Source organism: Marinobacter xestospongiae, assembly GCF_023156385.1.
Taxonomy (GTDB): domain Bacteria; phylum Pseudomonadota; class Gammaproteobacteria; order Pseudomonadales; family Oleiphilaceae; genus Marinobacter; species Marinobacter xestospongiae.
This window is the reverse complement of record NZ_JAKZAK010000005.1, coordinates 169,031-191,653: the sequence shown is the minus strand read 5'-3', so window position 1 is coordinate 191,653 and position 22,623 is coordinate 169,031. Positions and strand designations below refer to the sequence as shown.

The 22,623-nt window shown below is 61.4% G+C and carries 21 protein-coding genes; 12 read left to right on the top strand and 9 right to left on the bottom strand.

What is annotated here, in order from left to right; genetic code table 11:
- Positions 1-14: 14 nt before the first annotated feature.
- Entirely contained in the window at positions 15-1,463 is a 1,449-nt protein-coding gene (gene pdxR, locus MLD24_RS05275) for a MocR-like pyridoxine biosynthesis transcription factor PdxR (protein WP_248164872.1), read from the bottom strand.
- Between the two features lie 182 nt (positions 1,464-1,645).
- Here pdxR and MLD24_RS05270 point away from each other — a divergent pair, with 182 nt between their 5' ends.
- From MLD24_RS05270 to MLD24_RS05260, 3 genes are read left to right on the top strand one after another with little or no spacing between them, the layout of a single operon-like run.
- A complete protein-coding gene (locus MLD24_RS05270; RefSeq protein ID WP_248164869.1) occupies positions 1,646-2,518 on the top strand; it encodes a YggS family pyridoxal phosphate-dependent enzyme in 873 nt (290 codons plus the stop codon).
- The gene (locus MLD24_RS05265) at positions 2,518-3,261 is read left to right on the top strand and encodes a glutamine amidotransferase (protein ID WP_248164866.1); all 744 of its coding nucleotides are present in this window, start codon (positions 2,518-2,520) and stop codon (positions 3,259-3,261) included. Before MLD24_RS05270 ends, MLD24_RS05265 begins: the two co-directional genes overlap by 1 nt.
- Positions 3,262-3,271: 10 nt before the next feature.
- On the top strand, positions 3,272-3,508 hold the full coding sequence (locus MLD24_RS05260) for a cytoplasmic protein (protein ID WP_248164864.1): 237 nt from the start codon (positions 3,272-3,274) through the stop codon (positions 3,506-3,508).
- Positions 3,509-3,549: 41 nt separating this feature from the next.
- Here MLD24_RS05260 and MLD24_RS05255 read toward each other — a convergent pair whose 3' ends face one another.
- A complete protein-coding gene (locus MLD24_RS05255) occupies positions 3,550-4,245 on the bottom strand; it encodes a crotonase/enoyl-CoA hydratase family protein (protein ID WP_248164861.1) in 696 nt (231 codons plus the stop codon).
- 144 nt (positions 4,246-4,389) lie between these two features.
- Positions 4,390-5,430, bottom strand: a complete 1,041-nt coding sequence (trpS, locus tag MLD24_RS05250; RefSeq protein ID WP_248164858.1) for a tryptophan--tRNA ligase — start codon at positions 5,428-5,430, stop codon at positions 4,390-4,392.
- A 370-nt stretch (positions 5,431-5,800) separates the two neighbouring features.
- On the opposite strand from trpS, the gene MLD24_RS05245 reads away from it, so the two are divergent.
- The 3 genes from MLD24_RS05245 to MLD24_RS05235 all read left to right on the top strand — a co-directional run bounded on the left by MLD24_RS05245 (position 5,801) and on the right by MLD24_RS05235 (position 8,609).
- Positions 5,801-6,277 (top strand): CZB domain-containing protein, encoded by a 477-nt coding sequence (locus tag MLD24_RS05245; RefSeq protein WP_248164855.1) that lies wholly within the window; start codon positions 5,801-5,803, stop codon positions 6,275-6,277.
- A 141-nt stretch (positions 6,278-6,418) separates the two neighbouring features.
- Positions 6,419-7,387 (top strand): beta-ketoacyl-ACP synthase III, encoded by a 969-nt coding sequence (locus tag MLD24_RS05240; protein WP_227175747.1) that lies wholly within the window; start codon positions 6,419-6,421, stop codon positions 7,385-7,387.
- Positions 7,388-7,553: 166 nt separating this feature from the next.
- Positions 7,554-8,609 carry an NAD(P)-dependent alcohol dehydrogenase gene (locus MLD24_RS05235; RefSeq protein ID WP_248164852.1) on the top strand — a complete coding sequence of 352 codons (1,056 nt, stop codon included), beginning with the start codon at positions 7,554-7,556 and terminating at the stop codon, positions 8,607-8,609.
- Between the two features lie 84 nt (positions 8,610-8,693).
- Here MLD24_RS05235 and MLD24_RS05230 read toward each other — a convergent pair whose 3' ends face one another.
- Positions 8,694-9,599: a pyridoxal-phosphate dependent enzyme gene (locus tag MLD24_RS05230; RefSeq protein WP_248164849.1), complete on the bottom strand. Its 906-nt coding sequence runs from the start codon at positions 9,597-9,599 to the stop codon at positions 8,694-8,696.
- Positions 9,600-9,775: 176 nt separating this feature from the next.
- On the opposite strand from MLD24_RS05230, the gene MLD24_RS05225 reads away from it, so the two are divergent.
- From MLD24_RS05225 to MLD24_RS05215, 3 genes are all read left to right on the top strand, one after another.
- Complete coding sequence (locus MLD24_RS05225; RefSeq protein ID WP_248164848.1) at positions 9,776-10,690, top strand: pirin family protein; 915 nt, start codon at positions 9,776-9,778, stop codon at positions 10,688-10,690.
- 100 nt (positions 10,691-10,790) lie between these two features.
- On the top strand, positions 10,791-11,486 hold the full coding sequence (locus MLD24_RS05220; RefSeq protein ID WP_248164845.1) for a FadR/GntR family transcriptional regulator: 696 nt from the start codon (positions 10,791-10,793) through the stop codon (positions 11,484-11,486).
- Complete coding sequence (locus tag MLD24_RS05215; protein WP_248164842.1) at positions 11,483-12,505, top strand: bile acid:sodium symporter family protein; 1,023 nt, start codon at positions 11,483-11,485, stop codon at positions 12,503-12,505. The genes MLD24_RS05220 and MLD24_RS05215 overlap by 4 nt, the downstream gene beginning before the upstream one ends.
- Positions 12,506-12,523: 18 nt before the next feature.
- On the opposite strand, the gene MLD24_RS05210 is transcribed toward MLD24_RS05215, so the two are convergent.
- Entirely contained in the window at positions 12,524-13,228 is a 705-nt protein-coding gene (locus tag MLD24_RS05210; protein WP_248164840.1) for a J domain-containing protein, read from the bottom strand.
- A 262-nt stretch (positions 13,229-13,490) separates the two neighbouring features.
- Here MLD24_RS05210 and MLD24_RS05205 point away from each other — a divergent pair, with 262 nt between their 5' ends.
- The 3 genes from MLD24_RS05205 (at position 13,491) to MLD24_RS05195 (ending at position 18,594) form a co-directional block, all read left to right on the top strand.
- The gene (locus tag MLD24_RS05205) at positions 13,491-15,599 is read left to right on the top strand and encodes a TonB-dependent receptor plug domain-containing protein (RefSeq protein ID WP_248164837.1); all 2,109 of its coding nucleotides are present in this window, start codon (positions 13,491-13,493) and stop codon (positions 15,597-15,599) included.
- Between the two features lie 95 nt (positions 15,600-15,694).
- Positions 15,695-16,648 (top strand): ABC transporter substrate-binding protein, encoded by a 954-nt coding sequence (locus MLD24_RS05200; RefSeq protein ID WP_248164835.1) that lies wholly within the window; start codon positions 15,695-15,697, stop codon positions 16,646-16,648.
- Positions 16,645-18,594, top strand: a complete 1,950-nt coding sequence (locus tag MLD24_RS05195) for an ATP-binding protein (RefSeq protein WP_248164832.1) — start codon at positions 16,645-16,647, stop codon at positions 18,592-18,594. Before MLD24_RS05200 ends, MLD24_RS05195 begins: the two co-directional genes overlap by 4 nt.
- Before the next feature lie 7 nt (positions 18,595-18,601).
- On the opposite strand, the gene gorA is transcribed toward MLD24_RS05195, so the two are convergent.
- The 4 genes from gorA to gspL all read right to left on the bottom strand — a co-directional run bounded on the left by gorA (position 18,602) and on the right by gspL (position 22,603).
- The gene (gene gorA / locus MLD24_RS05190; protein ID WP_248164829.1) at positions 18,602-19,966 is read right to left on the bottom strand and encodes a glutathione-disulfide reductase; all 1,365 of its coding nucleotides are present in this window, start codon (positions 19,964-19,966) and stop codon (positions 18,602-18,604) included.
- A 46-nt stretch (positions 19,967-20,012) separates the two neighbouring features.
- The gene (locus MLD24_RS05185; protein WP_227175736.1) at positions 20,013-20,678 is read right to left on the bottom strand and encodes a GNAT family N-acetyltransferase; all 666 of its coding nucleotides are present in this window, start codon (positions 20,676-20,678) and stop codon (positions 20,013-20,015) included.
- Between the two features lie 89 nt (positions 20,679-20,767).
- Positions 20,768-21,292 (bottom strand): type II secretion system protein GspM, encoded by a 525-nt coding sequence (gspM, locus tag MLD24_RS05180; RefSeq protein WP_227175735.1) that lies wholly within the window; start codon positions 21,290-21,292, stop codon positions 20,768-20,770.
- Positions 21,293-21,295: 3 nt separating this feature from the next.
- A complete protein-coding gene (gene gspL / locus MLD24_RS05175; RefSeq protein WP_248164817.1) occupies positions 21,296-22,603 on the bottom strand; it encodes a type II secretion system protein GspL in 1,308 nt (435 codons plus the stop codon).
- Between the last annotated feature and the right edge of the window lie 20 nt (positions 22,604-22,623).

Below are 22,623 nucleotides of genomic sequence, written 5' to 3'. Positions count from 1 at the left end.
TTCAGGTTCGTCATTCAGGTAATCTCCCGAGCCAATGCCGCGATAGCCTGGGAGATTTCGGCCTCAGAAAGAGCACCAAATCCAAAGCGAATATGCACCATACCGTCAGCCCCGGCAGCGGCATGAAAGCCGGCCGCCTGCAGTCTCGGTATCGCCGTTGAGGTAACCAACGACCCGACGTTCACCCATAGGGCCATACCGCCTGCCGGTAGAGCAAACGCAATCTGCCCCCCAAACTGCCGCGTCAGGCCCTCCGCAGCGCAATCCCGACGCTGCCGATACTGCCGCCGCGCCTTACGGATGTGCTTGCGGACCTCGCCGCCCTCCATCAGATCCGCCAGTGCCAGCTCCGTTACCGCATTTCCCTGCCGGTCCACCAGCAGGATCTCCTCCGCCACCCGGTCGACAAACGCCGAATCCGCCACCAGATAACCCAGCCGCAGGCCGGGCGCAAACACCTTGGACAGGGAACCAATGTGGATCACGTTCTCCGATCCCGGCAGGCTCGCAAGGGGAGGAATCGGACGGCTTTCGTAGTGGAACTCGTGGTCATAGTCGTCTTCAATCACCGCAAACCGGTGCTGACGGGACAACTGCAGCAGAGCAAGTCGCCGCTCCATCGACAGGGTGACCGTAGTGGGATACTGGTGGTGGGGCGTGGTAAACACAGCCGCGACCGGGTAACGGGACAGCAGACGCTCCAGTGCCGTGGTATCCAGCCCGTGTTCATCGATCGGACAGGCCACGACCTCAAAGCCTGTCGATGCAAACGCCGCCCGGGCCGGTGGGTAGCACAACGCCTCGACCACAATCACGCCCTTGGCGGGGTCCAGCGCCCGGGCACTGAAAAAGATGCCCATCTGGCTACCCCGCACCACGCAGATTTCCTCTGGCACCACTGGCATAAAGCGATCCATCGCCAGCATGCCCAGGATGGCCTGCCGCAGCTCCGGCGTCCCTCTCGGGTCGCCGTAGTCCAGGTAGTCCAGGCGGATAGCTCTCAGCAGCGCTCGTCGGTAAGCCCTGGACAGCGGCTCAAACGGCAGCAGCCGCACGTCGGGGGTGCCATCGTTGGTGTGCCTGTGCACCACCCCTGTGTGCTGCGCCCCATGTGATGCCCGGGTGGCCAGACCCCGGGCAGGACGGCCCTTTCTACTGTTATCGAGCACCAGGGCCTGATCCTGCTCCGACAGCCCATGCTCCGGCAGCACCGCCGCCACGAAGGTCCCCCGTCTTGGCTGGGAATACAGCCAGCCCTGGGCTTCCAGCTCTTCGTACACCAGCTGCACGGTTTTCCGGTTTACCCCCAACTGACTGGCCAGCGCCCGACTACCCGGCATGGAGCTGCCTGGCAGCAACCGTCGGGCCTGAATATCGCGAACAATCTGGTTCACCAACCGTGCGTGGAGAGAGCGTCCCGGCGTGTGTTCCAGCCAAAGCTGGGCGTTCCAGGGTCGGAGCATGAGCGGATGTCCTGTGGAGAGAGCCTCAATTATGACTCTGATTCGCTATCTGGACCATGAAGGATATTAAAACTGGATGTTAATTATGGTCCAGATACAGAGGTACTCTGTCGGCGGTTAAGAGTTTGCAGTTTAAAAGTCAAACCGCCTCAGATCCCAGATCAAGCAGGAAACACGCCGCCATGACCGTACGATGTACCCAAAGAAGCCAGCCAGCTCCTGACACCGAGCCATACCCCAAGGCAAAAACCCTGGCGCAAATGCGCTACAACCTGGACCAGGTCCGCCAGCGCATGGCCAGCGCCTGTGCACGCAGTGGTCGCGACCCTGGCAGCGTTCGCCTGTTGCCGGTGAGCAAAACGGTGGATGTGGCCCGGATTCGGTTGGCGCACCAGGCGGGCTGTCGCCTGCTTGGTGAAAACAAGGTGCAGGAAGCCCTGGGAAAGACGCAAATCCTGTCAGACCTGCCGGATCTGCAATGGTCCGTTATTGGCCACCTGCAGACCAACAAGGCCAAGCACGTCGCCCGCTTTGCAACCGAGTTCCAGGCGCTCGACAGTCTGCGACTGGCCGAAGTGCTGGATCGGCGTCTGCAACTGGAAGGTCGCGGACTCGATGTGTTCGTCCAGGTCAATAGCTCTGGCGAAGACAGCAAGTACGGCCTGCCGCCACAGGACACCGCTGCCTTCATCCGAGCCCTCTCCAGCTACAGCGCCCTCAGGGTGCGGGGGCTGATGACGCTGGCCATCTTCAGTGATGACCCTGCCCGGGTACGCCCCTGCTTCGCCCGATTGAGGCAACTGCGGGATCAGCTCCGACAGGACGCCCCCGCCAATGTGGCTCTGGATGAGCTGTCCATGGGGATGTCCGGTGACTTTGAGCTGGCCATTGAAGAAGGTGCCACTGTGGTTCGGGTTGGCCAGGCGATCTTTGGTGCCCGCCCCCTGCCCGACGCCTATTACTGGCCGAGCTCAGACTCTGCCCAAGCCATCGCGACATCCGCCAAGCGGCCAACGCTCTCCCCCACTCCAGCCGTTAAAAAGGAATGCCATTGATGAAATCACTGCTCGCATTACAACACCTGGCGTTTGAGGATCTCGGTGTCCTGGAACCGCTGTTTGCGGATTATGGTTACCGCGTCGAGTATCTGGACGCCACCACCGACGATCTGACACAGGTTGATCCCGCTGCGGCAGACCTGCTGGTCGTGCTGGGCGGGCCGGTCGGCGCCATGGACGATCACCAGTACCCATTTCTGTGTGACGAGCTGGCACTGATCCGCCGGCGCCTGGCGCTGGGCAAGCCCCTCCTCGGTATCTGCCTGGGCGCGCAGCTTATTGCCCGGGCGCTGGGAAGCAGCGTGTACGCCATGCCAGAGAAAGAGATTGGGTTCGCCACCCTGACCCTTACCCGGCAGGGCCGACGCTCCCCACTGGCAGCACTGGAGGGCCTGCCGGTACTGCACTGGCACGGCGACCAGTTCGACATTCCACCCGGCGGTACCCGGCTGGCCCACACTCGCACGGCCATCAACCAGGCCTTCGCGATTGGACGGCAGGTGTTAGGGCTGCAATTCCATCTGGAGGCAGATGTCGGGCTGATGGAACGCTGGCTGGTGGGCCATTGTGCCGAGCTGGCCAGTGCCGGAATCGATCCGTGCAGCCTGCGCCGCCAGGCGCACAAGGCAGTTCATGCGCTGCCAGCGGCAGGTCGCCAGGTTATCGGGGACTGGCTTGACCAGCTGGAGCCAGCGACGGTCCGCCACACGCCATTACCCAGAACCACCACTGCCGTCTAGGAGGGAGAACATGCACCATTATCGCCTGGCGATCTGGCACAACGAGGTCTTTCTAGGACACTTTCAGACCGATACCCCGGCCGCCCGGGAGGCGGTCAGGCATATTGTTCAATGCCTGGAGCAGGCCGGCAGCATGCGCTGGCAACTGGAGCAGGCCCAGGACGAACAGCGGCTGCTGAGCACCGGACCGAAGGGGGTCAGGGTCATCAGCAGCGAGCCGGTGTTCTGCGCCATCGACTCGCTGTAGGGAAATCGGGCAACTAGCCTAGCGCCCGACGCGTTGCGGGCTTACATCAGGCCAAGATGTTTGTTGTCCTGGGCAATGGCGTTGTCCAGAGTTTCCAGGTAGCCAGCGCGGGCCTTGAGTTTGGTCTGGCCATGGGCCTTGAGGTTCAGTTGGCGGAACTGGGCAGCGGTTGCCTGAGCTTGCTCCATCAGCTGATCCGCCGGAACCACCCGGTCCAGGAAGCCGGCTTGTACAGCGCCTTGTGGATCGAAAATCTCCGCATTCATCACCGAACGGTGGAAATGCGCCGGAGTCAGGCGATGGCGGGCAATCTCAATGCCGGCGTGGTGCATGGTCATGCCAATGGCCACTTCGTTCAGACCCAGCTTGAACGGGCCTTCCACACCCAGCCGATAGTCCACCGACAACAGGATAAAGGCACCCTTGGCGATGGCATGGCCACCGCAGGCCGCGATCACTGGCAGCGGGAACGCTGACAGACGGCGAGTGAACGTGGACCCAACGTTCACCAGGGCGGCGGCCTCCTTGGGGCCCTTCTGCATTTCCTTGAGGTCATAACCGCCGGAGAAAATGCCAGCCTGACCGGCCAGGATCACCACGGCCTTGTCCTGCTCCGCCTGATCCAGCGCCTGGTTCAGTGCCTCAAACACCTCGTGGCTGAGGGCGTTCGCCTTGCCGTTGGTGATGGTGATGGTGGCGATGCCGTCCGCCAGCTGGTAGTCAACGAGTTGTGTCACCGGGTTCTCTCCCCTTGTCATGCCTTTTATCGGCCTACGGCCTGTGAAATGGGTCGCCGGGCGGGGCCGGCGGAGGCCACAGTCTACCGTCAGATAACGGCAAAATCACCGATTTTCCGGGATCTTGCCGCATCAGGACCGGTTTTATCCGCGCTGAAACAGGTCCAGACCGAAGCCTGCTTTAACCCGATCCAGCGTCCGCCCCGTGACCTCCCGGGCCCGCTCGGTGCCCTCTTTGAGAATGGCCAGCAACTGGGCCTTGTCAGCTGCGTAGATCTGGCGTTGTTCACGAATCGGACGAATCAGCTCCTGCAGACACTCCTCCAGGATCTTCTTGGTATGGCCATCGCCGAGACCACCACGCTGATAGTGCGCCTTGAGTTCGGCTATGTAGGCCGGGTCTGGGTGAAACGCGTCCAGATAGGTAAAGACCACGTTGCCCTCAACCTGCCCTGGCGAGTCGATGGTGAGGTGGTTGGGATCGGTGTACATGGCTTTCACCGCCTTGCTGATCTCCTTGTCGGTGGAATCCAGCATGATGGTGTTGCCGGCGGACTTGGACATCTTGCCCTTGCCATCCACGCTCGGCAGGCGGGACACGTTGCTCAGCAGCGGTTTGCATTCCACCAGCACATCTTTGCCGGCCACACTGTTGACCTTGCGCACCACTTCGTTGGTCTGCTCGATCATCGGCAGCTGGTCATCCCCCACGGGCACCAGGGTGGCGTCGAACGCGGTGATGTCGGCCGCCTGGCTGATGGGATAGGTCAGGAAACCCGCCGGAATGGACCGGCCGAAGGCCCGGCTCTGGATCTCACTCTTCACCGTGGGATTGCGCTCAAGCCGGCTGATGGTCACCAGATTGGAGTAGTACATGGTCAGCTCCGCCAACGCCGGCAGTTCGGACTGCAGGCAGATGGTGGTCTTGGCCGGGTCGATGCCCACCGCCAGGTAATCCGCAACCACTTCCAGGATGTTGGAGGCGATCTTGCCGGGATCATTGGCGTTATCGGTCAGACCCTGAAGGTTGGCCACCAGGATGGTCTGGTTGCACTCGTCCTGAAGCCGGACCCGCTGACGCAGAGACCCGATGAAGTGGCCGAGGTGAAGCTGGCCGGTGGGACGATCGCCGGTAAGAACGGTCTGGCGCTGGCTGCTGTCAGCCGGGGTGGGATTTTCCTGCATGGTTGCCTCCTGAAACTGGGTTTCGCCGGAGGCAATCGCTGATCAGATTCAGAGGACCGCCTGCCGGCGGTTCGAACACAAGGATTCAGCACCGCCCTGGGAGAGAGCCGCGCCACCACGAAAACTGGGAAGAAACGAATGGGGTCCGTGTATTCATGGCGGCAGATAGTACCACCTTTTGCCTGAAAGACAACGCTCCCAGCCTCCCCTCAGCTAATCTCAACAACGATCCAACAACAGCGACTAAACGTAACTGATTATTACTTTTTTGTGGCTTCCTGTTCCGCTGTCTTGAGGCTGACACAGTCCGTCGATAGATTGCCGGAGCCGTTTGAACCGGCTTGCCGCTTTACAACAAAAGGATCACTCCATGAACCAGAAAACCGTCATCGTCCAGGAGCTGAGGGCTGCCCGCCAGGGCCACATCCGCTGGGTACGATACGCCAGTGCCCTGATCTCCGGCATGGAGGTGCTGAAAGATCACGTACCCGTCGTTGGCACCGACTGCCGGTTCGGTCGCTGGTACTACGGCGCCGGCGCCGCGTTAACAGGGCTTGAGAGCTACCGCAACATTGAGCAGCCTCACCTGAACCTCCACGACATGTATATGGAGATCTTCAAACTGCTGTTTGACGATGACAACCGGGCCAGCCCGGGCTTCTTTGGCCGCCTGCTGGGGCGCAGCTCAACCCAGAAGAACGCCCGCACCGAAAAGGCCCGCGCCCGCTTTGCCGATCTCGAGGCAGTCTCCCAGGTGATCCTCAAGCATCTGGAGCAGCTCGAGTCGGATGTGCTGGCGCTGTCGGATGCCGAAATCGAGCGCCTGTTCTACACCGCCGAGGCCTAAGGAGCCGCCCGCTTACAACAAAGAGCTAATAACGGTCCAGCAAGCCGCCGGTATAGGATGGGGAAATACATAGGGACGCTAACCAGCACCACGCAATGCGTCCCGCAACACCCATTCATTGCCATCCCGGATCACGCTTGCATGACCTACGCACGTATTACCGGCACGGGGTCCTACCTGCCGGACAATGTGGTAACCAACAAGGACCTGGAACGCACCGTCGACACCACCGACCAGTGGATTCGCGAGCGCACCGGCATCGAACAGCGCCACATTGCCCTGCCCGGCCAGACCACGGTGGACCTGGCGGAACACGCCGCCCGGCGCGCCATTGAGGCAGCCGGTCTGACACCAGACGATATTGATCTGATCGTGTTCGCCACCTCAACGCCAGACAAGATTTTCCCCAGCAGTGCCTGCATCCTCCAGCGTCGGCTGGACATTCACGGCTGTCCCGCCTTTGACATCCAGGCGGTATGCAGCGGTTTCGTCTATGCCCTGGCCACCGCCGAGAAGTTCGTCGCCACCGGTACCAGCAAACGTGCACTGGTGGTCGGCTCCGAGGTGTTCTCGCGGATCATCAACTGGGAAGACCGGGGCACCTGCGTGCTGTTTGGCGATGGTGCCGGTGCCGTGGTGCTGGAAGCCAGTGAAGAGACCGGCATTCTCTCCACCCACCTGCACGCCGATGGCCAGTACGAAGAACTGCTGCACGTTCCCTGTGGCATTGCCGATGGCACAGACCAGTTCAAGGCCGGTCATGGCTACGTGGAAATGAAGGGCAACGAGGTCTTCAAGATCGCCGTCAACACCCTCGGCCAGATTGTCGATGAGACCCTGGCAGCCAACAACATGGACAAATCGGAGATCGACTGGCTGGTCCCGCACCAGGCCAACCTCCGCATCATCTCCGCCACCGCCCGCAAGCTCAACATGACGATGGACCGGGTCGTTGTCACGGTTGACCAGCATGGCAATACCTCTGCGGCATCCATCCCCCTGGCCCTGGATGCCGCTGTGCGCGATGGCCGAATCCAGCGCAACGACGTGGTGCTGCTGGAAGCCTTCGGCGGTGGCTTTACCTGGGGAGCAGCGCTGCTACGGCTGTAGCAGAGACTGCACCCGGAACAGACTTCCCCGAACCAAACGTCAGCGTGCTTCCGGACTGCACCATTGATCCCGATGGTTCGTAAAATGAATGGTTCCAACGGCCAATTCGTCGCACACTGTGTGCCGAGTCCACCATTCATCGTTTCTGATACGAGGAAGTCTTTCCATGGCACAAGCACGAGGTTACGCCGCCCATAGCCCCACCTCCGGGCTGTCTCCCATCGATTTCGAGCGCCGCGAACTGCGCCCTGACGACGTCGCCATTGAGATCGACTATTGCGGTGTCTGCCACAGCGACATCCACTTCGTTGAGAACGACTGGGGCATCACCCGCTACCCGGTCGTTCCGGGCCATGAGATTGTTGGCCGGGTCACCGCCGTCGGCGCGGACGTCCGACAGTATCAACCCGGCGACATCGTGGGAGTTGGTTGCCTGGTGGATTCCTGCCGCCAATGCGAGGCCTGCGAATCAGGCCTGGAACAGTATTGCCTTGAGGGTTCCACCGGCACCTACAACGGCATCGACCGTCACGACGGCACCGTCACCTTCGGTGGCTATTCGAACCGGGTAGTGGCCAGTGAGCGCTTCGTGGTGAGAATCCCCGATACCCTGGACCCGGCGAACGCCGCACCGATTCTCTGCGCCGGTATCACCACCTATTCCCCCTTGCGGCATTACGGCGTCAAAGCTGGCGATCGGGTGGGTGTTATCGGCATGGGCGGTCTGGGCCACATGGGGGTCAAATTTGCCAAGGCCCTGGGCGCTGAAGTGACCCTGTTTACACGCTCCGCCGGCAAGGTGGAGGAAGCCCGGAAACAGGGCGCTGATCATGTCATCATCTCCACCGATCCGGAGCAGATGAAAGCCGCCCGGGAGCAGTTCGATTTCATGCTCGACACCATCCCCGTGCAACACGACTTCAACCCCTACCTGCAGTGCCTCAAGTTCGACGGCACTCACATCATCGTGGGCTTGCTGGAACCGATCGACCACGCCATCCACGCCGCCCACTTGGTGGGCAAACGCCGGGTCCTGGCCGGATCGCTGATCGGTGGCATGCCGGAAACCCAGGAAGTGCTGGATTTCTGTGCCGAGCACGACATCCGCTGCGATATTGAGATGCTGGACATGGCGAACATCCACGAAGCCTATGAGCGGATGAAACGAGGCGACGTGAAGTACCGTTTTGTGATCGACATGAAGTCACTCAACGACGCTTGAATAGAGCCGTCTGAGACAACAGGGGCGCCGTCACGGGCCCCTGTTCGACTACCACATCAGTTACCGCGACGCCCTCAACGATCATCAATCATTCACGCCACCGCACACCACCACCAGAATGTCGTTGCTGGCAGCAATCTGCTCATGGGCCTGATCGTAAACCGCCGCCAGGGCCGCACCGCAGGCCATCTCGACTTTCAGTCGATGCTCATCGAGAAAGCGCTGGCAGGCGTTTTCCGCCTGTTCATCCGTCACCGTGGCAGTAAACACCGGGCGTTCCGACAGGGCTTGATAGGCCCGATCACACACTCGCGGTGCAGCCAGTGACTTGGCCCGCGAGGTAATACTGGGCAGGGTGACCTGTTCACCCGCCAATCTTGACTGGTGCAGGGCATCAGCACCGACGGTCTCCACCGCCAGCAGCGGCACATCCTGCAATCCGGTCCGCTCCAGCCCTTCCAGCAGTCCGGACATCAGCCCACCGCCGCCCACGCTGCAGATCACCAGATCCGGAGTAACACCGTCGGCCAGAGTCTCTGCAAGGATATCGCCGTAGCCGGGCCAGATCTCCGGGTCATCGAACGGGTGAAACATTACCGCCCCCGGTTGATCGGCGGCAACCTGGGCCTTGGCGTGAGCGTCATGCCAGAACTGCCCCGTTACCGTGACGTCGGCACCGTAGCCACGCAACCGCGCCACCGTTGCCGCCGGCGTCGTCTCAGGCACGAACACCGAGACCGCCACCCCGAGCTGCTGGCCGGCAAAGGCCACCGCCAGGCCGGCATTGCCGCCGGAGGAACTGACAAACAGGGTCGCGCCCTGGGCCTTGGTCCGAACCGCCTTGCGTGCCATTCCCCGCAGCTTGAACGAGCCCGACGGCTGCAATGCTTCGAGCTTCAGCCAGATTCGGGGCCCCTGCGGCGAGGACATGGGGAAACTGGGAACCAACGGGGTACGTAATGCAATCGGGTGAGCTGGATCGGTGTACATGTTTTTTACTCCTTTCCCTGGGGCGCCGGACGGGCACGCAGATTCTTTGTTCTTTTCAGAATGGACTAAGCTTTTAGGAAACTGCCAATCATACCCTCAAGCTCTTGATACAAGCCATTTCCTGCGGTTGATCGATTGTTGTAGCAGCGGGACAACCATCCAGTCGAGGACAATCCATGAGCAACCTGAGCAGTCAGTGCGAGCACGAATGCGATTTTGTTGAGGCCTGTGACGCGGTGGAACTGATGATCGAGCCCCGCGAACGGGACCTTGGAGGCTTTTCGGTACGACGGGTACTCCCCAGCGCCAAACGCAAGATGGTTGGGCCCTGGGTATTCTTTGACCACATGGGGCCGGCCAGCTTTCCGGCGGGCGAAGGCCTCAATGTCCGCCCTCACCCTCACATCGGCATTGCCACCGTGACCTACCTGTTCTCTGGCGAGATCCTGCACCGGGATTCCCTGGGCAGCCTGCAGGCCATCCGCCCGGGCGATATCAACCTGATGGTCGCCGGCCACGGGATTGTCCATTCCGAGCGGGAGCGTCCGCAGATCACCGCGTCCGCACATCGTCTCCATGGCCTGCAACTGTGGCTGGCACTGCCCGAGCATCTGGAGGAAATGGCACCGGCTTTCTATCACTACACCGACGACGAAGTACCCGCGCTGACGGTCAATGGGGTTCCGGTGCGAGTGATGATGGGAACCGCCTATGGCGCCACTTCGCCAGTCAAGACCTTCGCCGAAACACTCTACGTTGAAGCTCACCTGCTCAAGGGCCAGGTGCTGGCGTTGCCAGATGCCGAGGAACGCGCAGTGTACGTCGCCCGAGGCGGCCTGAAAGCACGGGAAACCGTGATCCCCGAGTTTGCCATGGCCTGTTTTGATAGCCGGGCCGGACTGGAAGTTGAAGCAACAACGGACACCCGCATCGCCATCATTGGCGGGGAGCGCTTTGAGCGGCGCTACATCGACTGGAACTTTGTCTCCAGCCGCCCTGAACGCATTCAACAGGCCCGCGAAGACTGGCGCGAGGGGCGCTTCCCCAAAGTCCCTGGCGATGACAAGGAGAGTATTCCCCTGCCAGATTGAGACCCTCGTAACCCACGCTGGACGACCGCAGTCGGCGCAGGGTTGCGACCACCGAAAATTCATAGGATGATTGGATCACCCGATTAAAGGATGACCAATCATGACCAACCTCACCAGAATCCGGCGCGGGTCCCTGGTGGACCACGCCATTGAAACCCTGCGTGGCGCCATTGAACAGGGTGAGTGGCAGGTCGGAGACCGGCTGCCGGTGGAATCGGAACTGTCCGAGTCCCTGGGCATCAGCCGCAACACTGTGCGGGAGGCGGTGCGGGTTCTGGTTCATGTAGGCATGCTGGAAACCCGCCAGGGCGACGGCACCTACGTGCGGGCGAATCGCGATGCCGGAGAAACCCTCCGACGCATAGACCGCGCTCAGCTCAGGGACCAACTGGAAGTTCGTCTGATGCTGGAAACCGAGGCTGCCCGTCTGGCCGCCCTGCGCCGTACCGGCGACGAACTGAAACTGCTTTCCGAAACCTTGGATCAGCGGGCCGCCGCCGGCGACAACCTGGACGCGCGAATCCATCACGACGAGCGGTTTCATCATGCGCTTGCCGAGGCATCCCATAACTCCGCCCTGACAGAACTGTACGGCTACTTTGCCCACGCCATCAGCCACACAATCCAAGAGACCGAACTGGACAAGACCCTGCCCGAACCCTCCCAGGAAGCCCACGAACTGCTACTCGCAGCGGTTCGACGTCAGGACCCTGAACAAGCCGCAGCACGGGCCAGAGCCCTGCTGCAGCCCAGCCTGGATGCCCTGGCCAGCACCAACGGGGAGAACATGCCATGAAACTGCCCATTGACCGCTTCACCCTGCTGTTGCTGGGCGCCATTGTGCTGGCCACGGTGGTACCGGTTCGCGGCGACGCCGCCAGCGTACTGGCCACCACAGGCACCCTCGCGGTGGCGTTGCTGTTCTTCCTGCACGGCGCCGCGCTGTCTAGGGAGCAGGTTATTGCCGGTGCCAGTCACTGGCGACTGCACCTGCTGATCACCAGCCTGACGTTCGTGTTCTTTCCGCTGGCGGTGCTGCCCATCAATGCTCTGGCCCCCACCTGGATTCCGGCGGACCTGGGCCTGGGCTTCCTGTACCTGGGGGTGCTGCCGTCAGCGGTGTCGTCGTCCATTGCCTACACCGCCATGGCTCGTGGCAATGTCCCGGCCGCCATATGCAGCGCCGCGGCCTCCAACGTCTTCGGCATGATGCTGACACCGTTCCTGCTGATCGTGTTGGTTAGCACCACCAGTGCCGGCGGATTTTCGGTCTGGCAGGCGCTGCAGGACATTGTGCTGCAACTGCTGGCGCCGTTCGCCATCGGTCATGCCCTGCGCCCCTGGCTGGGCGGCCTGCTGGCCCGCCATGAGCACCTGACGGCTCGCTATGATCAGTGCGTGATCTGGCTGATCGTCTACTCGGCGTTCTCCCATTCTGTGGTCAGCGGACTCTGGCAACAACTTCCGCTGACCGCCATCCTGCTCACCATCGGTTTCTGCCTGGGTCTGCTTGGGCTGCTGATCGTGGTGGCAAGACGAGTGGTAAAGCTGTGCGGACTGAGCCTGGAAGACGAAGCGGCGGTGGTGTTCTGCGGGTCCAAAAAGAGCCTCGCGTCGGGACTGCCAATGGCCAAGGTGCTGTTCTCCGGCCATCCCGGTTTTGGCATGATCGTGCTGCCGATCATGTGTTACAACCAGATCCAGGTCATTGTCGGCGCTATTCTGGCCGAACGTTACCGACGCCGGATCGAGGCGGCTCAGGCAGCGGAGTCACCCTGTCCAGACAGCCGTCCCGTCGACGGCTCCCGTGTCTGAGTGTTCAGTCGAGCCGATTCAGGAGCCGGTCAGTTGACTGAACAGGCTGGTCAGCACCACCAGCCCCACGACCCAGCCAATCACCGCCGGCCAGAAACTGGTGGTGGGCTGCCCCCCGGGGGACTCGCCGGCCTCGGCGTCCTCCGGCCGGGCGTACACCGGGCTGTCCGCCATTCCGGGTTCCGGCTCCGCCGGGTTCCGCAGCTCCTCAAGTTCCGACCACCCGAACCAGTGACCAAGGAATTCCGCCACCGGCAATGCCAGCCCGCCCTGACCAGCCATGGGCCGCAGTTGCGATTCCAGTTGACGGGCGATCTCATCCCGCAGGGCCTGGCGATCGGCTGGAGGTTCCGCCAATACCGCTTTCCAGATAGCCGCATCCTGGCTACGGCCACTGTCGTTGAGCAGCGCCTTGATCTGGATAACCACTTCCCGAACCACCTGGTGATCAGACGCCGACAGTCCCTCGCTCATTCCGGATGGCGTTGTTTCCGGGACCGGCCGCGTATTGTCTGTCGCCGCACCCGGTGCGGACTGGTCAGATTGTTCCGATGCCTGCATCGTGTCTGGCGCCACACCGGCCTGAGCCAGGGCGTCGCGACGGGCCTGCTCCAGACTCTCCATATCCTGACGGGAGGCAAACTTGGCCTGCTGGCTATAGGCTGCCTGAATCTGGCCGGGGTCCCGGGTCGGTTCAATACCAAGCACGTCCCAACAATTCATCAACGACCACTCCTGAAAATATGAGCAAAGGAAGACAAGCCAAGGTACGGTGGCTTATCATCGCACCTAACAATCACGTAACCTTTATAACCGAAACGATCAGAGCATGACGTGCCGGTTCCAGGCATTGTTCATCAACCAGTTATAACAGCGTCACAGAATAACACCCAGTAAGCTCCCGATTCATCCGTCGGACATTCGCTGCCCGGTTCAGACTGTCCCTCAGATGCCCTGTAAAACTGCGGTTAAAAAAAGAACGCCTATGATATCCCTTACAAGCACCGCCCGAAAACAACCATGCCTGATCGCTGGCCTGGTCATCACCGCCCTCCCCTACCCCGCCCATGCGGTGGACGAGAGAGCCCAGGACAGCGCCCTGCCACCGGAACGAATAGTCGCCGCACTGGACGTCTCCGATACCTTCCAGCCCGACTATGGTTTTCTGCTGGAAGAACCCGTGCCCCAGGTGCTTACCACCACCAAACTGCGCCAGCCCAAGTCACGGGTTCCGGGCACCACCACCATCATTCAGGGAGAGCTGATTCGCGATCTGGGCATCCTCAATCTGGTGGAAGTATTCCGGCTGGTGCCCGGCATGACCATGGGCCATGTCGGCAGCAACAGCCCGGTTGCCAGTTACCACGGGACCGTCGCTTACGATCAGCGCCGCCTGCAGGTACAGATCGATGGCCGGACCGCCTACCAGCCCAACCTGGCCGGGGTCGACTGGAACACCATGCCGGTGGCATTGGAGAACATTGAACGGATCGAGATCAGCCGCGGCCCCAATGCCGCCGCGTACGGCATCAACGCCTTCCTGGGCACCATCAACATCATTACCCGCTCTCCGGAAGACACCCAGGGCGTCAATATCCGCACCAGCTACGGCAGTCGCGGCCACCGCAAGGTCTTCGGCTCGGTAGGCCATAGCAGCGACCGCTACAATTGGCGCCTGTCCTATCAGCGAGCGGAAGAGGATGGCTACGATAGCCAGATCGACAATGACAGCCTGCGGGTCGTGCCGTTCCATGATGGCTACAATCTGGACTTCTTCAACTACGACGCCCACGCCTCGTTGAGCGCCCGCCACTCTCTGGAGCTGCGTGCCGGAGCCACCGACGGCGAGGATGAGGAAGACATCCGCCGCATCGGCGATGAATTCGGCGCCCAACAGCACCCGGACATCGATGTCCGCGACTATTACCTGCAGGCGCGCTGGAACTATATTCAGTCGGATCGTCATTTCCTTCATATCCAGGCCAGCTACCAGGACTACAACCGCCGGCAGCGCTGGCGCGCCTGTCCCCCTGGCGCCGGTTTCTGCGCAGACGTCAATCAGGACATCTTTGAATCGCGCCAGGAGTTCGAACTGCAGGATACCCTGATGCTGTCGCCGGACCTGCGCATGGTCTCCGGCCTGGGCTACCGCAAGGACAGTTTCGACTCCGATACCTACTTCAACGGCGAAGGTGCCAACTACCAGTCGCGGGTGTTCGCCAACATTGAATACACCCCGGTCAACTGGCTGACCTTCAACGTCGGGGGCAACTGGGAAGATTCCACCACCCTGGAAGATGACGTGTTCTCCCCCCGGATTGCCGCCAACTTCCAGCTGGCAGACGACCAGACCCTGCGGTTCGTCTTCTCCAAGGCGGTGCGTTCACCCGATGCGTTCGAACAGGATGCCGACTGGGGCTACCGGGTCAGCCACGTCACCCCCGATGCTGCCTCGGCCCTCGAGGGGACCCGGGTTGGCCCTCAGCTGCAGGCTTCCGGCACCTTACGGGAAGAGCGAATTATTTCCCGGGAGATCAGCTACTTTGGCCAGTTCCGTGCTGGCGGCGGGCTGCTGTCCACCGAGATCAAGTACTTCTACGACCACCTTCGGGACATCATCAGCGGCGACATCAGCGTGGATGACTGGAACCTCGCCAACAACGTGGCGCTGGATCAGCAGGGGGTTGAGCTGGAAGCCTCGCTGGAGTACCCGGACACCCAGTTCCGCCTGACGTACGCCTACATGGATCAAGACGGTGAGTACACCGGCGGGCCGGTTGTCGCCAGTGATGCCCAGCGTTTCATTGATCTGGAAAGCCGACTGACTGCCGAACACTCCGGCAGTTTTGTCTGGGTCCAGCGTTATGGTTTCGACATCTCCTCGGCGCTGGCGTTCTACATGGCGGACCAGTTACGCCGGGGCGACTTCCAGCGCGTCGATCTGCGTCTGGTAAAAAACGTATATACCCCTAGAATCAACTACGATGTAGCCGTGATTTTTCAGCACTATCTGCACGGCATTCCCCCACTGAGCCGAAACAACATTCTGAGTAACGATCATCAGGTGTTTGTGGAAGCCGGAGTGCGATTCTAGGTTGTATTCATGCCGGCAGCCGGATTGGGGCAGGCAGTTTACCAGGGTAGGTGATGAGTAATAGCAACAACCAAATACCGGGATGGTTTTCTGCCGTGACAGGCAGGCTGGTTACGCTGTTCTGTCTTCTGCTGGTGGCCAGCGTGCTGGGGTTGTCGTCAGCCGCACGGGCCCAGGCGCCAGAGCCGTCAGCGCAGTTCTTCCGTACGGTTCTGGTCGCAGGTTCCGACAACACCGCCTTCAACCTCCGGTTCATGGACCTGCTGCAGAACCAGTTGGGCAGCCGGGTCAAGGTGCGCACCTACACCGAAGCGTTCAGCCTGTCCCACCCCGATCTGCTGGTGGTTGCTCTGGGCAGCAATGCCCTGTCCCAGGTCCAGCAACAGTCGCCACGGCCTGCCACTCTGGCCCTGATGGTGGATGAGAACCAAGTCGCGGCTTATCTGGGGCGTGAACGCACCACCCTGTCGGCGATCTATCACAACCCGCCCCTGATCCGCCAGGCACTGCTAGGCAAGCTGATCCTGCCCCAGGGCAACCAGGTGGCCCTGCTGGTTCAGGCCGGCGAAGAGGCACGCTACGATCCGTTGCTGGAAGAACTGGCGCGTTTCGAGCTGGAAGCCCGGGTGTTCCCGGTGCAGGGCGAAGACGCCCTGATCGCCACTCTCGCCCGTGCGCTGTCGTTCGGTGATTTTCTGCTGGCGGTGCCAGACTCGGCAATCTATAACGCCCGCACCATCAAACACATCCTGTTGACGGCGTACCGTCGCAACCGGATCGTCATCGGCCCAGGACGGGCCTTTGTCCGTGCCGGGGTTCTGGCGTCCAGCTACACCTCACTGGAGACCGTCACCGCGATCGCCGCAGAGCGGGTGCGGCAGTTTCTGGACGACGGTTCCCTGGCACCACCGGGGCACCCCGAACGGTTCGAGATCGACGTCAACCGCCAAGTGGCCCGCTCTTTGAACATACCGGTACCGGACACCGATGAACTGGCGCAGGGAATCAACGCTCTGTTGCAGAACGACGCAGGGAGCGACAATCCATGAATTTCCGCAAAGGCACCCCAAAATCCCTGACCCACCGGCTGATGGTGCTTGGCGTCATGCCGGCCCTGGTGATGTTCCTGGTACTGTTGGTGTTTTTCACGTCGGCACGGCTGGATGATGCCCGCAAGGAGCTTTACAACAGCAGCCAAATCCTCGCGGACAATCTGGCGCCGGCAGTAGAGTACGCGGTGGTGTCCGGCAACACCCAGCTGCTGGAGCAGATCCTCACCCAGACGTTCAAACGCAGCCACGTCAAATGGATTCGGGTGACCGACGTAACCGACCGGGTGGTCGGCGAGGTTGGTGACTCGCCGGCGGAGGGGGTCGACGCCACCAGCGACGTGTTCACCGCCGACATTCTCCAGCGCCCCCTCGACATGGAGGAAGACGACGACGCCGACTGGTTTGAACCCGTCTACGGCTTCACCTCCGGAGTGATCCGCCTGGGCACCGTGGAGGTCGGCGTCTCCGAGCAGGCTCTGGTCGCCCGCCAGAAGGACATCGTGTGGTCCTCGGTGATTGTCGGCCTGTCACTGCTCGCCTTTACGCTGTTGCTGGTCAGACGCACCCTGCACAGCCTGGTACACCCGATTCACCTGATGGCCGAACGCATCAACACACTGATGACCGGAGACTACCGGGAAGCCCCGGTGGATCGCGCCAACCAGACCAGCGATGTGCTGGAACTGGAGCAGAACCTCAACGCCCTGGCCCGCCATATGGCATCACTCAAGGCTTCCCGGGACCAGACCCTGGAAGTCTCGGAAACGGCACGGGAACGGGCCGAAAGCGCCAACCGGGCCAAGTCCGAGTTCCTGGCCACCATGAGCCACGAGCTGCGGACGCCACTCAATGGCGTACTGGGGATGATTGAACTGATTGCCGAGGACGAACTCAACCCACGGCAACAGGACTATCTTGGCACCGCTCGCCATGCCACCGAAGACCTGCTGACCATCATCAGTGACATCCTCGACATCTCGCGAATGGACCGGGGCAAACTGGCCCTGGACTATCACGATTTTGACCTCCGCCAGGTGATCGAAAACTGCGTGGCCACCTACCGCCACGCCTCGGAGCAGCAAGGCCTGCAGCTGTCCCTGCAACTGACCGGTAACTGGCCCGGGCGGTCCCAGGTCAAGGGTGACGCCCCCCGCCTTCGGCAGGTACTGGCCGGCTTGCTGGACAACGCCATCAAGTTCACCGACCAGGGCTCCATTACCGTCATTGCGGAATGGCACTATCTCGAGGAACAGTGCATGGTGCTGCAATGCACCGTTCGGGATTCCGGTTCCGGCATCCCCACCGACCGCATGAAAGAGATCTTCAAGACCTTTGAGCAGCTGGACAATTCCCACAGCCGCACACACGGCGGTACCGGCATCGGTCTGGCCCTGGTGCAGAAGCTGGTGGAACTGATGGGTGGGCACGTCAAGGTAGAAACTGACCTGGGCACCGGCTCGTCATTTTCCTTCGAGGTGCCGTTTGAACTCCGCGAAGAGATCACCGACGATCAGGACAGGCGGCCAGAACCCAAGCCCGCGGACCCTGGCTCACCCAATCGCAGTACCCGTGCCCTGGTGGTGGAAGACAACCCGGTCAACCAGCGGGTTGCCACGGCGCTGTTGACCCGTCTGGGCTTTGAGACTGACGCCGTCAGCAACGGCAAGGATGCTCTGGACCGGGTACGCTCCTCCCAGTTCGACTACGAAGTGATCCTGATGGATTGCCACATGCCGGTGATGGATGGCTTTGAAGCCACCCGCACCATTCGTGACTGGGAGAGGGACAGCGGTCAGCTCGCCATTCCAATCATTGCGCTGACCGCAGACGCCCTGCCAGGAACCGAGAGCGCCTGCCGCGAGGCCGGAATGAACGATTACCTGTCCAAACCAGTTCGCAAGGACAAACTGCGGACAGTACTGAGCCGGTGGATTCGGTTCTAGGGATTTGCTAGGAAGCGACTGGCTCGCGCATGGTGACGAACTCTTCGGCCGAGGTTGGGTGAATGCCGATGGTGGCATCGAATTGAGCCTTGGTCGCCCCGGCCTTGATCGCTACCGCGATGCCCTGGGTGATCTCGCCGGCGTCCGGCCCGACCATGTGGGCGCCGAGGACCACGTCGTTGTCGGCATCCACCACCAGCTTCATCAGGCAGCGTTCGTCACGGCCACTCAGGGTATGTTTCATCGGGCGAAACTCTGAACGGAAAATCTTCACGTCGTGGCCCTGTTCGCGGGCTTCCGCTTCCGTCAGACCAACGGTACCAATGTTGGGCTGACAGAACACCGCCGTGGGAATAGCAGCATAGTCCATCTCACCGCCGCCGTCACCGAACAAGCGGCGGGACAGCACCATCCCCTGGGCCAGGGCCACCGGGGTCAACTGAGGGGTGCCGATCACGTCGCCCAGGGCGGTAATGCTCGGTACTGACGTCTGGAAGTGGTCGTCCACCTCGATGTGGCCAGACCGCGTCATTGCGACCCCCAGCGCTTCCAACCCAAGGCCATCGGTCAGGGCCCGACGCCCTGTAGCCGCCATCACCAGGCCGGTGGTCATGGTCGAACCGTCGGACAGGCGCACGTTGTAATGGGCACCTTCCGATTCCACCGACTCGATGGTGGCACCAAACCTGAGCTGGATACCTTTCTTGCGCATTTCGGTGGCGGTGAACTTGCGGACATCGTCATCAAACCCCCGCAGGAACAGGTCACCCCGGTACAGCAGTGTGGTTTCCACGCCAAGGCCGGCGAGAATGCCGGCAAACTCAACCGCGATGTAACCGCCACCCCAGACCACCGCCTGTCGCGGCAATTGTGGCAGGTAGAACATCTCATTGGAGGTGAGGATGCATTCCTTGCCGGGAATGTCGGGCACCACCGGCCAGCTGCCGGTGGCAATGGTGATGTGTCTGGCGCGATAGCGGTCATCCCCCACCGCTACCGTGTGGGCGTCCACCATGGCGGCGGTACCCTGGATAACGGTGACACCGGCGTTGTCGAGCATGCGACCGTAAATGCCATTGAGCCGCTCAATTTCCGTATTTTTGTTGGCCACCAGGGTCGGCCAGTCGAAGCTGACCTGATCGGAGGGGACAGACCAGCCATAACCCGCGGCGTCTTCCAGGTCTTCATGGACATGGGAGCCATAGACAAACAATTTCTTGGGAACACAGCCGACGTTCACACAGGTGCCACCAAGGTAGCGGGCTTCCACCACCGCCACCCGGGCGCCACGCTGGGCCGACATGCGTGCCAGACGAACACCGCCGGACCCGGCACCAATGATGATCAGATCGAATTCCTGGAGCTCAGACACAACCTCTCCTCAAAGCGGCCAGTGGACCGCTGTTCAGTGATTGGGATTAAACAGGGTGAGCGGCAGAGTGCCCATCCACATCACGATACAGGACGTGATCCTCAAAGTTCCCCAGCTGGATCTTGCCAAGACTGCGGAAACCTTCAGATTCGTAGAAATGCAGATATTTGCTGTTGCCGGTATCCAGCACCAAGCCGCTACCACGGGGGTTATCGGCACACAGGCGCTGGACGGTTTCCAGCAGCAGCCGACCGTAGCCGCGGTTCTGGTATTTGGGATGCACGCCCATCAGGGGCAACTGATGGGCCTGAGGTTGGGGTAGCAACTGGCGAATGCGGTCATGGTAATCCAGGTAGCGGCGGGTACAGGCAAAACCGGTGGTCAGCACCATCCGCAGTCGCCAGCTCAGTTGATTGGCCAGATTCAGCCGCAACTCCGGCTCGCCGATGAACGCCACCGCCACCAAGGTTTCATTGACCATCACGCCGATGGCTTCCTGGTCCAGATCGAAATAAAGACCGATCAGCTCACGTACGGTGGCCCGCACCCGTTGTTCATAACCCGGGCGACGATGATCGAACAGATACTGGAACGTGGGTTCATGGCGATAGGCCTGAAACAGGATCGACTTGGCCTCATTGAGTGCCGTTGCGTCCAGCCTGACTACCACCGGTTGCGGGTTGTTCTTGTTATCCTGAGTGGCCGTTGCCATCACTCTCTCCCCTCACCGCCGTAATTATCCGTTGCTCCCCCGGAGTCTTCACAGGCCCTGGCATTCGCAAGGCCCTGCGATCGGCTCCACTATATCTTCAACGTCAGACGTACCGAGACCATACCGGGAGCGTCTTCCCGGTCGAATGAGGCCTGATCCACAATAATGCCATGCTGGCCCGACAACTGCTCCAGCCAGGCCGCCACTTTCTGAAACGACACATTCTCCAGCCACACCCGGATAGCGCTATCGCCACTGGGCTCAAATCGGTTCAGCGACAGCCCGCTCTCGCCGGCACTGCGGGTGACCGTAGACATCAGCGCCCGCCCATCGGTAATCGACGATGCTGTGGTACCGCCACCGCCGCCCTCGGCCAGGGCCTGAATAGACGTGCGGTTGGCATTCATCCAGGCCAGCAGTTCCGCGGCATTCTCGCGGGACGACTCCGCCCGCTGGTGAAAGCCGACCGCCGGTCGCCAGATGGCGAAATACAGTACTGCCAGCAGGATTGCCACACTCATCACCAGCAACGCCTGCTGATCCCGCTTCGGCAGCTGGTCGTACTGCGCCACCAACTTGCCGATGGCGGGGTTTCGTTTCAGTTTCTGCAACACCACTTAGCCTCCAGAAATCGTCAGGCGGCCACGGGCACCGCTGGCTTCGTTCACCACCGAACCGATGTCGGCCTCCAGGCCCCGCTGGACCAGTCCACTGCGCAGCGCGTTGAGCTTGTCGAAGCTGTCGGCCCGCAGATCCACCACCAGCTCACCCCGGGATTCGGTGTAGTTCATGGCACTGAAAGACACCTGACTCCGTCCCGGCAAGGTGGCGTACTGATGACCGGCGTGTTTCACCAAGGCCAGGAAATCCAGCGCCTGCCCCTGGGAATCCCGCTGTCTCAGCTGCCCCTGAATCACTCGTCGGACATTGTTCGCGGTGGTCCGACGATCCTGGGGGAAGGCCTCCCGATAGACCGCCATCGCCTGGTCCTGCAATTGATCAGCCTGCTGCTGCTTGTAGATTCCCAGCCCCACTTCCAGCCCCACCTGCAGCACAAACCAGGTGCAGGCCACGGCAATCAGCGGGCGCCAGGGCTTGAGGGCCCCGGAGCTGCCGCCGTTGAGGGAGAAGGCGCCTTCACACAGATTGATGGGCCGGCAGCGATGGCGGATATGGGCATGGGCCAACAGCTCGATCGGTGAGATCTCCAGCACTTCCTGGCGCAGGCTGATGGCGCCCTGTGAAGCCACCGCGCCCTCCAGCGCCTGGTGCTGCTCCAGGTCCGCAGGCGACCCGTACAGGGTAACGGCAACCTCCGAGATCACCTCGTCCTCCCTCGGCAATGCCAGGGTCTGGATAAACATCGCCAGGTTGGCCGCATGGATGCGCAGCCACTCGCCGCTGTTGTTGGCCACCATGGCGCGATCGCCATCCAGGCAGATGGTCCAGCCGCCCTCATTCTCCACCGGCAGCATGGCCGCATCGGCATAGATCGCCGTAAGTCGGGTGTGGGCCCAGCCGCGGAACAGGGCCTGCCAGTTGGTCATGGCATGGCGGTCAATGGCCGCAACCTGATACCCCCGTTCCGAGTTCTCGCCGAGCGCCAGATGCATCGAGTCAACATCCTGCGCCAGTTGTTCCTCCACGGCGAATGGCAGGGCCTGGCGAATGTACCGGGCCTGTTTGGCAGGAATGTCGGCAACGCAGAACAACACCTCATCGCCCGGCACCACCCCGACCATGTTAACGTTCTCAAGGGCATTCTGAGACAGGGTCTGCTCAATGGTCTCCCGGCGATCACCCTGGCCGCGGGCCTGAATCTCACCGCCGGCATCCAGCAGCGCCCAATGGAACACCCGCTCGGGCAGTTCACCCTCAGGCGTTTCCGTGGGCCACAGTGGCTGCACGTAAAGACGATAGCTCATGGTGTTGGTTGTCCTTAATC

Bases quoted from the DNA above. Each gene is read 5' to 3' on its own strand.
- MLD24_RS05245 (WP_248164855.1), top strand. From the start codon at position 5,801: ATGAACCAGAAAACCGTCATCGTCCAGGAGCTGAGGGCTGCCCGCCAG.
- MLD24_RS05230 (WP_248164849.1), bottom strand. From the start codon at position 9,599: ATGTACACCGATCCAGCTCACCCGATTGCATTACGTACCCCGTTGGTT.
- MLD24_RS05220 (WP_248164845.1), top strand. From the start codon at position 10,791: ATGACCAACCTCACCAGAATCCGGCGCGGGTCCCTGGTGGACCACGCC.
- MLD24_RS05265 (WP_248164866.1), top strand. From the start codon at position 2,518: ATGAAATCACTGCTCGCATTACAACACCTGGCGTTTGAGGATCTCGGT.
- MLD24_RS05235 (WP_248164852.1), top strand. From the start codon at position 7,554: ATGGCACAAGCACGAGGTTACGCCGCCCATAGCCCCACCTCCGGGCTG.
- MLD24_RS05185 (WP_227175736.1), bottom strand. From the start codon at position 20,678: ATGGCAACGGCCACTCAGGATAACAAGAACAACCCGCAACCGGTGGTA.
- MLD24_RS05240 (WP_227175747.1), top strand. From the start codon at position 6,419: ATGACCTACGCACGTATTACCGGCACGGGGTCCTACCTGCCGGACAAT.
- MLD24_RS05215 (WP_248164842.1), top strand. From the start codon at position 11,483: ATGAAACTGCCCATTGACCGCTTCACCCTGCTGTTGCTGGGCGCCATT.
- pdxR (WP_248164872.1), bottom strand. From the start codon at position 1,463: ATGCTCCGACCCTGGAACGCCCAGCTTTGGCTGGAACACACGCCGGGA.
- gspL (WP_248164817.1), bottom strand. From the start codon at position 22,603: ATGAGCTATCGTCTTTACGTGCAGCCACTGTGGCCCACGGAAACGCCT.
- MLD24_RS05195 (WP_248164832.1), top strand. From the start codon at position 16,645: ATGAATTTCCGCAAAGGCACCCCAAAATCCCTGACCCACCGGCTGATG.
- MLD24_RS05260 (WP_248164864.1), top strand. From the start codon at position 3,272: ATGCACCATTATCGCCTGGCGATCTGGCACAACGAGGTCTTTCTAGGA.
- trpS (WP_248164858.1), bottom strand. From the start codon at position 5,430: ATGCAGGAAAATCCCACCCCGGCTGACAGCAGCCAGCGCCAGACCGTT.
- MLD24_RS05205 (WP_248164837.1), top strand. From the start codon at position 13,491: ATGATATCCCTTACAAGCACCGCCCGAAAACAACCATGCCTGATCGCT.
- MLD24_RS05225 (WP_248164848.1), top strand. From the start codon at position 9,776: ATGAGCAACCTGAGCAGTCAGTGCGAGCACGAATGCGATTTTGTTGAG.
- MLD24_RS05270 (WP_248164869.1), top strand. From the start codon at position 1,646: ATGACCGTACGATGTACCCAAAGAAGCCAGCCAGCTCCTGACACCGAG.
- MLD24_RS05210 (WP_248164840.1), bottom strand. From the start codon at position 13,228: ATGAATTGTTGGGACGTGCTTGGTATTGAACCGACCCGGGACCCCGGC.